Genomic DNA, 11,136 nt, shown 5'->3' on the forward strand with positions numbered 1-11,136 from the left:
AAAAAAAGGGCTTTATGTTAAACCTTCAGACTGCCAGTGAACATTTTACCAATCCGCTCTATTTAGAGAGCGGGCGTATCTTAGAGCCTTACGATATCATATATGAGACGTACGGTGAGCTCAATGAAGCAAAAGATAATGTCATTGTAGTCTGTCACGCCCTGACAGGATCGCACCACGCGGCAGGGACCTATGAAGGCGATAACAAAAGCGGCTGGTGGGATGGACTCATAGGCCAGGGAAAAGCGGTCGATACGGACCGATTTTTCGTGATCTGTACCAATGTTATCGGAAGTTGTTTTGGAAGTACGGGACCGATGTCGCCTCGTTATCCATATAATGAGCCCTACCGATATAAATTCCCCGTAATAACGATACTCGATATGGTCAAAGCACAGCGTATTTTGTTTGATCGTTTGGGAATTCACGAAGTACATGCTGTAATCGGTGGATCGATGGGAGGGATGCAAGCACTCGCCTTTGGTGTATTTTTCCCTAATTTTGCCAAAAAAATTATTGCGATGGCGACAACGGCAGCCACACAACCATGGGCAATAGCCTTTAATAAAGTAGCTCAAGAAGCGATTCTCAAAGATCCTGAATTTAAAAACGGTTATTATGATCCTGCTGTTGTTCGTGAAAATGGCCTCAGCGGCATGGCGATTGGACGGATGGCAGGACATATCAGCTTTTTGTCACCGCAGTCTATGGAGCGGAAGTTTGGGCGTGAATACAAACGTAATGACGGCTTGTATGAACTTTTCGGGAAATTTCAGATCGAATCGTATTTGGAGTACAACGGTTATAATTTTACGAAATGGTTTGATCCGTTATCGTATCTCTATATCACCAAAGCGATCAATATTTACGATCTATCACGAGGTTTTGATTCTATGGAGGAAGCGTTATCGAAAATCAATGCCGAACTCTATTTGGTGAGTTTTCAAAAAGATTTCCTTTTCTTGCCGAGCGAAATGGAGTCGATCCACAACGCGATGAAATCGATCGGAAAAACGAATAGTGACTATCTCGAGGTTGAAAGCGATTACGGACATGACGCCTTTTTAGTGGAAATTGATAAAATTGAAAATTATGTTCGGAGTGCTCTATGAATAACGAAGAGAGTTTTGAGACCAAAATAACCAATGCCAAAGCGATTTTGGAAAAACTGATGGATCCTGCATTACCGATGAACGAAAGTGTCAAAGCGTATGAAGAGGGGATGAAAGAACTTCGCGCCGCAGAAACGATGCTGCAAAATGCGCAAATGCAGATCCAAATTATCAAAAATCAGGAGCAATAATGCGTGTTGCCATACTCCAACTCCCTTCCATCGGTATGGGGAGCAATAAACTTGAAAATTATGCTCGTGTCGCTCACCAAAAAGGGGTAAAACTTGTTTTGATGGGAGAATATCTCTTAAATCCGTTTTTTAAAGAGTTGATTCAAACCCCGGTCAGTATGATCGCAGAACAAAGCGCTCATCAAATCGAGACGCTAAAAGCACTTGCCGCTAAATATGAACTCACCTTTGTCGCTCCGATTGTAACGGTTAAGAAAAAAGAGTGCACCAAAATGATTGCAAAAATCAATGCACGAAGCGTGACCTACTATCCACAGCAATTTTTGATCAATTATCCCCACTGGAATGAAGAGAAATTTTTTAATAACTCGATTGAACCGGTCAAACCGCCAATGATTTTTGCTTGTGAAGGGTTCAAATTTGCGGTTATGGGAGGATTTGAACTCCATTTTGATCCAATGTGGGAAGCCGTAACATCAAAAGTGGTTGATGTGATTTTGGTGCCGAGTGCTTCAACATTTGAATCGCATAATCGTTGGCGCGAACTGATCAAAACCAGAGCCTTTACCCATAACTGCTATATTCTAAGAGCGAATCGGGTTGGAGAGTATTTTGACGAACAGCATGCGTGGAAGTTTTATGGAGATTCGATGGTTGTCTCTCCCGATGGAGAAGTGGAAGCAGATCTAGGTAACACGGAAGAGCTATTGATCGTTGATTTGGATCGCAAAAGTCTCACAGATTCACGCAAAGGGTGGGGCTTTAAAGAGGCGCTACGAAAACGTAAATAACGCAGTCAAAACTGTTATGACGAAAAAAACCTTAGTAATTTGGTTTGATTAGATATGTTTTTTTAAAAAACGATGGTACTCTTTTAAAAATATCTACAGGAGAGATACTATGATGCACTATTTTCACCGTCAGGTACAGCTATGGGGGGAAGAGGTTCAGCACTCTCTTCAATCAAAAAAAATTGCGATTATCGGAAGCGGCGGTTTAGGATCATCACTTGCTTTTGCTCTTGGCGCATCAGGGATCGGGCAGATACACATGATCGACTTTGATACCGTCAGCCTTCATAATATCCATCGTCAGATTGTTTTTAAAACGGGAGATGAAGGGAAATATAAAGCCGAGGTATGTGCGACTCTCATTCAAGAGAGATGCCCTTATGTCAAAGCTATGGCGCATGTTTGCAATTTTGAGGAATTCACCCAAAAAGATATTGATGTTGATCTGATTATCGATGCAACGGATAATCTCCCTTCTCGTGGTGCAATCAATATGTACGCAAAATCAAAAAAATTACCGTGGGTTTACGGCTCGGTCGAAGCATTCAACGGACAAGTCTGTTTTTTTGATGAAGCGTCGTTTAATGAGGTGTTTAAAATCACTTCAAAAACCCCTGCAGGAATTGCTGCTCCGATTGTTATGCACATTGCATCATTACAAGCTAATTTGGCTTTGCGATACCTTGCCGGATTGAGTGTCAAAAAAGATAAACTTTACTATTTGTTTTTTAATGAAGAAGGGGAATTGGTAACGCAAAAATTTGTACTACCAAAATCAGAAGGTTAAATTCTGACTCGAAGAGTCTCAAGCTTTAGTGCCATAGCGTCTAGCGTAGATCAAGGGATTTTATTCCTTGATCGTTCAAAATTATAGCGTTGAGATGTATTTAGCCAAAGCATCGATTTGAGCATCGTTTAACCCTTTGGCTTGCCCTTGCATTAGCGCTTTCATATTTTTGCCGTAGGTGCCGTTTTGGTACCCTTTGAGTGCTTCTTTTACCTGTGCTTCACTGAAATTAGCAATAATCTGCGATTGATTTAAGGCCGATTTTTCCCCTTTTGCTCCATGACATGAAACACACTTTTGCTCAAACAGTGTTCCACCCTCAGTTCCCGCTACTTGAGTGGTAATTGGTACGCTAGGAGCTGCTGTTTGCGCCGTCGGTTGTACTGAAGAGATATTCGTCTCCGGTGTAGCTGTTTGGTTGACTTCAACCGGTACTGAAGACTCTGGTGTCGCTGTTGTTTCTGTTGGCTTAGAATCACCGCATCCGATCAAAAGAAGAGAACAAAGAATAGGAAAAACAATTTTCATAAAATACTCCTAAAATAGATGAAGCAGTTTACGATAAGTTAGTTTGATTTTGTTTTAAAAGGGAAGAAAATAAACAAGAAGGGTTCGCACCGAAGTGCGAAAGTTTTATTTTAAAAATAAAACTTATTTAGTAGCGTTAACTTCTGTAGCGTTAACTTCTGTAGCGTTAGCTTCTACTGGCGCAGCAGCTTCAGCAGTTACATTTTCTTCAGCTACTGGCGCAGCAGCTTCTTCAGTTTTTGCAGACTCGCTGCATCCGATAAACATTGCAGCCAAAAGCAACGCAGAAACGATTTTCATCATGGTAAGGCTCCTTAAAAAAGTATGGCGGAAGTATACCACTACTCACCCTATATTTGTCAAGTGTTTTAGAACAATTTGATAAATCTTTTTTCAATCTCCCTAAAATAGGGCTTTTTTTGATATCAAAAGATTATCAAAATATGTAAAAATAGCGTAAAACCGTGACAGTTTTAGAAAATATTTTTCTAATTTTTATCTTTTTTACTATCTGTTTACTAATGGTTGTCTTTGAGAGGGCATTTTTGTCGAGCATTTAAGAGATGTATGATTGAGGTAATCACCTTGAAAGAGGTGATTATCGTCCGGCAGGAAGTAGATCTGGCAAAGGTGGTGTTAGTTCTTCGCTCCATCCTCCTCCAAAAACTTTATATAATAATATAGTAGAAGTAAGTGCGTTTTGTTTTGCAATGATGAGCTGTTGCGATGCTTGCAGCCATTGTTGCTGCACAAGAAGCATATCGCTATAACTGATACTTCCTACTTGATAACGAAGTTTGCTTTGTGTTAGCGCCTTTTCAATGGCTGCAGTCCGTGATTGTTGAAATGATACTTGTTCCTGAGCTTTAGATTTTTGAGCCAGTGCATTATCCGTGTCATTAAATGCACTCACAATTGTTTTTTTATACAGTGCAATGCTTTGATTGCGATCAGCTTCTGCGGTTTTAACTTCCCCTGCAATTCGCCCGGCTGAGAAGATAGGAACACTGATTGAAGGGACGATTTCCCATATCTGTGCTGGGTTTGAGACAAAATTCGTGAGTTCGAGACTTTGTACCCCTAACATTCCTGTGAGTTTAAAGCTTGGAAAATAGGCAGCTTTTGCCACGCCGATTTTTGCGTTTGCAGCAATGAGATTTTGTTCTGCTGCTGCAATATCGGGACGTTTTGACAAAATGCTTGATGGAAGCGCATCCGGAATTTTTGGAAGATTGATAGCATTAATGGATGATACGTGAACCGCTTTTGGATTACGTCCTAATAGGATATTAAATGTTCCTTCCTCAGCAGTTTTTGACGCTTCGAGAGCGGATAAAGTCGCTTTGGCATTTTCATGTTCTGATAACGATTGTAACAAAACACTCTCGGCGATAACACCGTGTTTGTATTTGAGGTCATTGAACCCTACTAATTCTTTCGTGAGTGCAACGTTTTGGCGTGCCAGATCAATCTGACTTTGCAGTGAAGAGAGCTTCACATATGATGCTGCCACACTTGAAGTGACTGAGAGTTTAATCGTTTGAGATGCGTATTCGCTTGATAGGAGTGCAGCACGTGCAGCTTCATTGGCTCTTCGTACTTTTCCAAACAGATCAATCTCATAGCTTGCCAAAGATAACGAACCAGCATAGGTGGATGTTATCCCTTCACGTAGTTGATAACCGCCGTTTGAAGCATTATCAACCCCTTTGCGATCTAAAGATGCATTGGCGTTGATTTGAGGATACAGATACGATTTTGCTTGGTCGAATTGTCCTAAGAGCGCATTCACGGAAGCTTGAGATGATTGAATATCAAAGTTGGTATTTAATGCCTCTTCAACTGCTTGGGTCAATGAGGGGTCATTAAATGTTTTCCACCACTCGCGCTCAATAGCAAAATTGGCCGTTGTATTGGTCTCACTATGGACAAAGGTATCAGGAACTGCAATATCAGGTCGAGCGTAATCGGGACCGATTGCACACCCTGTGAGAAGTCCTGCGAGGATAAGCGAGAGAGAGATTTTATTCATGATCGACTCCTTTGCGCGCTGCAAATTTTTCCTGAGCCGTAGCAACCCAGTAATAAAGAAACGGGATAAAGTAACGCTCGATAAACGTAGCTGCTAGCATCCCGCCAAACATTGCTACCCCGATTGAGAAACGACCTGCTGATCCCGCACCTGAACTAAAAATAAGCGGCAACATCCCGGCAAGGAATGCAAAGGAGGTCATCATCATCGGTCGATAACGAAGACGAGCTGCTTCCATTGCGGAATCGTAAACGCTTTTACCTAATAGTCGCTGTTCTTCCGCAAACTCGACAACAAGAATCGCATTTTTTGCCGAGAGAGCGATAAGCGTCAGAAGTCCGATTTGGAAAAAGACGTTATTGTTGAGAAACGGAATAAGCCATACCACCGTGTACGCTCCCATAATACCATACGGAACAGCTAGCATGATTGATATCGGCAATGTCCAGCGCTCATAAAGGGCGGAGAGGATCAAATAAACCATCACCAATGCAAATGCCATAATCATCAGTGCTTTCGAACCGACTAATTTCTCTTGGAGATAGAGCCCTTCCCAATCATAACTGATTGTATTCGGTAAGACGGTATCCCCTTTTTCTTCTAAGACTTTGATGAGATCTCCTGAACTGTAACCCGGAGATGGAGAACCCATAACTGTCGTACACAAAACACCGTTGAAATGTTCGATAGAGGATGGTGCACTGGACATTTTAGCCGTTACTACAGATGAAAGAGGTACGAGTTGACCGCTGGAAGATCGAACCCATGCTCTACCGATATCTTCCGGTGTGGCGCGATACGGTGAATCCGATTGCATCTGTACCCAGTAGGTTTTACCGTTTTTATCAAACTGGTTAATATACATGGTTCCGATGGTTGCTTGAAGCGTTTGGAAAACATCGCTGATGGAGAGCCCCAACATTTTCGCTTTTTCTCGGTTCACTTCAATCGAGAGAGTCGGAGTATTGATATTCATCGTACTCATCGGATTTTTAATACTCGGTTCTTTACGCAAATCGGCAACAAATGCATTGGTTGCTTGGGCAAGTTTGTTGTAATCATTATCCCCCGGTTGTAAAAGGCGCAATGAGAACATATCCGAAGGCCCCATACCACGGATTGGCGGAGGAGGCATTGCAAAGACTTTTGCTTCTTTGATACTGCCTAGTTTTGGTCCTAAGGTATTGAGAATACCGAATACTTTTAACTCTTTTGTTGTCCGTTCTTCCCATGGTTTGAGGCGGGTAAAGATAACGGCAGCATTCGGCTCTTGCGAAAACGTAAGGATATTAAGACCGGTGATTGCAGTATATTTGTAGACCCCCTCTTGTTTGCTCAAAATATCCTCAACCTGTTTTACGACTTCCAAGGTTCGGTTGGCGGTTGCCCCATCAGGCAACGTAATCGATGTAATAAAGTAACCTTGGTCTTCCATTGGTAAAAAGGCACTCGGAAGTGTTTTATGAAAAAATCCGATGAAAAAATAGGTTGAGAGATAGATGACGAGAAAAATCAACGATTTTCGGATCATGTATCCGGAACGACGAACATAATTTTCGGTCATAACTCCGAATTTTCGGTTAAACCAACGGAAAAAACGAGCAGGCTCTTGTTCATGATGTTTGAGAATCAATGCACCGATTGCCGGAGCAAAAGTAAGTGCCATGAAACCAGAAAAAACAACTGAAATCGCGATGGTTGCCGCAAATTGTTTATAGAGTTGTCCTGTCATACCTCCCAAGAAGGTGGCCGGGATAAAGACGGCACACATAACAAGTACGATAGCGATGACCGGACCGGAGATTTGAGCCATTGCTTTGATTGCTGCTTCTCGAGGTGAGAGTTTCTCAGTCTGTAATATCCTCTCCATATTCTCGATAACGACAATGGCATCATCGACGACGATCCCGATTGCGAGTACCAGCCCAAAGAGGGTGAGCGTATTGATCGAATACCCCAAAAGATACATTCCGATAAAGGCTCCCGTTAGAGAGATCGGTATCGAGAGAATCGGAATCATCGCCGCTCGGGAACTTTGCAAAAAGAGGTAGATTACTAAACTGACCAAAATGATCGACGCGAGCAATGTAAATACAACTTCTTCAATAGAGATTTTTACGAAATCGGTGGTGTCATATGGGATATTGTAAACAATCCCTTTTGGAAATTTTTTGGAAAGTTTCTCCATTTTTTCCGCAACCGCTTTGGAGGTGTCGAGTGCGTTGGCATTGGTATCAGCAAAGATTCCGATCATTGCAGCCGGTTTACCGTTGACCCGTCCGAAAAACTCATAGTTTTGGCTTCCAAGTTCAACGCGCGCAACATCTTTTAGACGAATCATTGATCCGTCAGATTTGGAGCGGATGATAATATTTTGGAACTCTTCAGGGGTTGAAAAACGCCCTTTTGATGTCAGTTGCATTGTCCACATCTGCGCATCGTTCGTTGGTGCTTGTCCTAAACGCCCCGGAGAGACTTGGAGATTTTGATCTTTGATGGCAGCTGCAATTTCAGAACTGCTGACCCCAAGAGATGCCATTTTGTCGGGATTTAGCCATACCCGCATTGCATAGTCGCGTTGACCGAAAATTTGGCTTCGTCCCGCACCGGGAATTTTTTTGATTTCATCGAGAAGATTGGCGGAGATGTAGTTACTGATCCCTGTCGCATCGTAGCTTCCATCCGGAGAGGTGATTGCTACGATGAGCAAAATATCAGAAGTTTTTTTCTGAACCGTAACACCAAGATCACGGGTTGTTTGCGGAAGCTGTGCCAAAACCGAATTGATCCGATTTTGAACGTCAACGGCTGCCATGTCTTGATTGACGCCGATATTAAAGGTACAAGTGATAGTTGCTGTACCCGGTAGAGCTGCCGCTTTGGAAGACATATACATCAGTCCATCAGCCCCGGAAATTTGAGATTCTAGCGGAGTGAGGATATTGTTTGCGATGGTTTGTGCATCGGCTCCCGGGTATTGTGCACTGACCACAACGGTAGGCGGAGTGAGATTCGGCAACTGCGAGATTGGAAGCGTTTTGATCGCTACGAACCCGAGCAGCATGATAATCATTGCGATAACAGCTGATAAAACGGGGCGATTAATAAAATATTTAGAGAACATTATTTCTTACTGCTCGGAATCACTTCCGCTCCCGGTTTGAGTTTCGGCAATGAATCGGCGGCGATTTTATCCCCGGCACTGAGACCGCTTTCGATGAGGATGTTTTCGCCGACCCATTCTCCTGATACAACAGGTTTTGGACTGACCGTATTGTTCGCTTCGAGTGCGTAAACGAATTTCCCTTTTTCACCCGTTAGAAGAGTTTTTTGAGGAACATAGAGGGCATTTTTCCACTCCATCCCTTTTACTTTGACTTGGACGAACTGTCCTGGGAGGAGTTTATGATCGCTGTTGTCGATTTGTGCACGATAGGTGATATTGCCCGTTGTCGAATCGACAAACGGCGCGATGAAATTGATGCTTCCTTTGCGTGCTAATGTGGTTCCATCGCTCAGCGTCAGCTCGATCTCATATTTTCCGTCTTTGGGTGCGATGAGCCGTCCGGCTGCAATGGCATTTTGACGAGTCAATTTTTCATTTTCACTAAAGGTAAAATTGATGTACATCGGATCGGTCTGATACATGGTCGTGAGTAATCCGTTCGCTCCTGATGCAACGTAGGTACCGACATCAACTTTACTTTTATCGACGAATCCGCTCATGGGTGCTTTGATTGCGGTGTAGCTGAGATTGAGTTTTGCTTGCTCTAACGATGCTTTAGCCGCCGATAGTGCCGCTGCGCTGTTACGCTCGTTGGCGGTTGCGGTATCTAAATCCTGTTGGCTTGCCGCGTTCGCATTTGCCAAAGGTTTGATCCGATTTAAGACTGCTTTGGCATTGGTATAGTTTGCTGATGCGAGGTCATACGCCGCTTTGGCACTTTCCAACGAATTTTTCAAATCAGAAGGATCGATGGTGAAGAGCGTCTCCCCTTTAGTGACAAATGAACCCTCTGTATAGGCTCGTTTTTGGAGGTATCCGTTAACCCGGGCATAAACTTGAACGGTATTATACGCTTGTGTCTGTCCTGTGGCTTGTAGTATGGCAGGGAAATTGCCGGTTTTAACTTCAGTAGTTGTTATCGGTACGGGTCCTTCAGGCGGTTTTTCCATACCTGCAGCTTTAGGTCGTTCACATCCGCTCATCGCTACGATGAGGGCACTGGATAGAGCAAGAGTGGTTAGACGGTTCATTCAGATTCCTTTGAAGTGTAATTTAGTGTAAGACACATCTGTTTTAAGACGCGCAGTGTGATGGCAAGTTCATCCGGATCAATCCCTTGATGAATGTATTGAGTAGCTTCTGCTAAAACTTTCATGGTTGGCTCTTGCAATGCTATCCCCTGCGCTGTTAGGGTGACATGATTGCACCGTTTATCTTGGCAGGCTGTCGCTCTTTGAATGAGAGAGCGTTTTTCTAAACCTGCGATCAAGCGGGTTACGGACGTTTTATCTTTACCGACGAAATCAGCTATGCTTTGTTGGGTTGAGCTTCCCTCTTTCCACAATACGACCATTACTTTAAACTGCTCAATCGTCATATCAATGCCATTTAGTGCGAGTTGACGAGTGAGGTAATTTCGTGCTGCCATTGCAGAATGGTTGGTTGCACATCCCAGTGATTCTTCAATCGGACATTCACAACGGTTCATAATCTGTATACTCCTAAATAGTTGAATATGCAACTAATTGAACGAATTGTATTTTTTTTACTCTCGAATGTCAAGTAAATTTTGTTAATCGTATTAATTCATTAGGGGATAGATGCGCTATAATCCGCCGATTTTATCGTAAAGGTTTGTGTATATGTTTCGATGGATTTTGGTAATGGTTATTTTGGTTGGCTCATTATGGGGTGCAGATAATTCGAAAAAAATTCCGGTTTTGTGTTATCACCGTTTCGGTGTCGAAGTTGCAGATTCCATGACAATCAAAAATAGTGCTTTCGCTGAGCAGATGGAGTGGCTTAAAATGCACGGCTACACGGTCATTCCTCTCGATACGGCGATGCAGTATTTACAAGGAAAAGTAAAAAGTATTCCCGCTAAATCAGTTGTTATCACGGTCGATGACGGACACAAAAGTGTTTGCACCGATATGGCTCCTATCGTGAAAAAATATAAAATTCCTGTAACTCTTTTTATTTATCCAAGTGCGATCTCCAATGCCAAGTATGCTATGACATGGGAACAGCTGAAAGATTTGGAAACAACAAAACTGTTTCATGTTGAATCCCACACATATTGGCATCCGAATTTCAAAAAAGAGAAAAAAATGCTCTCTGCGGAGGAATATGCGAAATCGGTCGATAAACAGTTGAACGGATCGAAAAAAAAGCTCGAAGAGAAAACGGGGCATGAAATCAAATATCTCGCGTGGGTATTTGGAATTTACGATGATGCGTTGCTCGTTGATGCCAAAAAAGCGGGATATGCGGTGGCATTTACGATCGATCGCAAACACGCCTCTTCAGCGGATAACCCGATGGCATTAGGACGTTATATGGTGGTGAGCAAACATACGATCAAAGATTTTGAACATATGGTGGACGGAACGGAAGATCGGATGATTATTGTTAAATAATAACTGAAAAATAACTTGATAATACTACTATATATAAAAAGATAATAAT

Annotated in this window: 11 protein-coding genes; 5 read left to right on the forward strand and 6 right to left on the reverse strand. The window is 42.7% G+C overall.

Features of this window, described 5'->3' with window-relative positions; genetic code table 11:
- Positions 1-14: 14 nt before the first annotated feature.
- The 4 genes from CJD30_RS04735 to CJD30_RS04750 all read left to right on the forward strand — a co-directional run bounded on the left by CJD30_RS04735 (position 15) and on the right by CJD30_RS04750 (position 2,881).
- Positions 15-1,112: a homoserine O-acetyltransferase gene (locus tag CJD30_RS04735; RefSeq protein ID WP_294916814.1), complete on the forward strand. Its 1,098-nt coding sequence runs from the start codon at positions 15-17 to the stop codon at positions 1,110-1,112.
- The gene (xseB, locus tag CJD30_RS04740) at positions 1,109-1,303 is read left to right on the forward strand and encodes an exodeoxyribonuclease VII small subunit (protein WP_294916816.1); all 195 of its coding nucleotides are present in this window, start codon (positions 1,109-1,111) and stop codon (positions 1,301-1,303) included. The genes CJD30_RS04735 and xseB overlap by 4 nt, the downstream gene beginning before the upstream one ends.
- Positions 1,303-2,094, forward strand: a complete 792-nt coding sequence (locus CJD30_RS04745; protein WP_294916819.1) for a carbon-nitrogen hydrolase family protein — start codon at positions 1,303-1,305, stop codon at positions 2,092-2,094. The genes xseB and CJD30_RS04745 overlap by 1 nt, the downstream gene beginning before the upstream one ends.
- A gap of 109 nt (positions 2,095-2,203) precedes the next feature.
- Positions 2,204-2,881 carry a HesA/MoeB/ThiF family protein gene (locus tag CJD30_RS04750; protein WP_294916822.1) on the forward strand — a complete coding sequence of 226 codons (678 nt, stop codon included), beginning with the start codon at positions 2,204-2,206 and terminating at the stop codon, positions 2,879-2,881.
- Between the two features lie 81 nt (positions 2,882-2,962).
- On the opposite strand, the gene CJD30_RS04755 is transcribed toward CJD30_RS04750, so the two are convergent.
- From CJD30_RS04755 to CJD30_RS04780, 6 genes are all read right to left on the reverse strand, one after another.
- Positions 2,963-3,409 (reverse strand): c-type cytochrome, encoded by a 447-nt coding sequence (locus CJD30_RS04755; RefSeq protein WP_294916825.1) that lies wholly within the window; start codon positions 3,407-3,409, stop codon positions 2,963-2,965.
- A gap of 123 nt (positions 3,410-3,532) precedes the next feature.
- Positions 3,533-3,712 (reverse strand): hypothetical protein, encoded by a 180-nt coding sequence (locus CJD30_RS04760; RefSeq protein ID WP_294916827.1) that lies wholly within the window; start codon positions 3,710-3,712, stop codon positions 3,533-3,535.
- A gap of 295 nt (positions 3,713-4,007) precedes the next feature.
- Complete coding sequence (locus CJD30_RS04765) at positions 4,008-5,441, reverse strand: efflux transporter outer membrane subunit (protein ID WP_294916829.1); 1,434 nt, start codon at positions 5,439-5,441, stop codon at positions 4,008-4,010.
- Positions 5,434-8,565 (reverse strand): multidrug efflux RND transporter permease subunit, encoded by a 3,132-nt coding sequence (locus CJD30_RS04770; RefSeq protein ID WP_294916831.1) that lies wholly within the window; start codon positions 8,563-8,565, stop codon positions 5,434-5,436. The genes CJD30_RS04765 and CJD30_RS04770 overlap by 8 nt, the downstream gene beginning before the upstream one ends.
- Complete coding sequence (locus CJD30_RS04775; protein WP_294916833.1) at positions 8,565-9,698, reverse strand: efflux RND transporter periplasmic adaptor subunit; 1,134 nt, start codon at positions 9,696-9,698, stop codon at positions 8,565-8,567. Before CJD30_RS04775 ends, CJD30_RS04770 begins: the two co-directional genes overlap by 1 nt.
- The gene (locus CJD30_RS04780; RefSeq protein WP_294916835.1) at positions 9,695-10,156 is read right to left on the reverse strand and encodes a MarR family winged helix-turn-helix transcriptional regulator; all 462 of its coding nucleotides are present in this window, start codon (positions 10,154-10,156) and stop codon (positions 9,695-9,697) included. Before CJD30_RS04780 ends, CJD30_RS04775 begins: the two co-directional genes overlap by 4 nt.
- 154 nt (positions 10,157-10,310) lie before the next feature.
- Between CJD30_RS04780 and CJD30_RS04785 the strand changes: the two genes are divergently transcribed.
- Complete coding sequence (locus CJD30_RS04785) at positions 10,311-11,087, forward strand: polysaccharide deacetylase family protein (protein ID WP_294916838.1); 777 nt, start codon at positions 10,311-10,313, stop codon at positions 11,085-11,087.
- Positions 11,088-11,136: the final 49 nt, after the last annotated feature.

Origin of the sequence: Sulfuricurvum sp. PD_MW2 (genome assembly GCF_002633015.1) — a bacterium.
In the GTDB taxonomy this organism is placed as follows: domain Bacteria; phylum Campylobacterota; class Campylobacteria; order Campylobacterales; family Sulfurimonadaceae; genus Sulfuricurvum.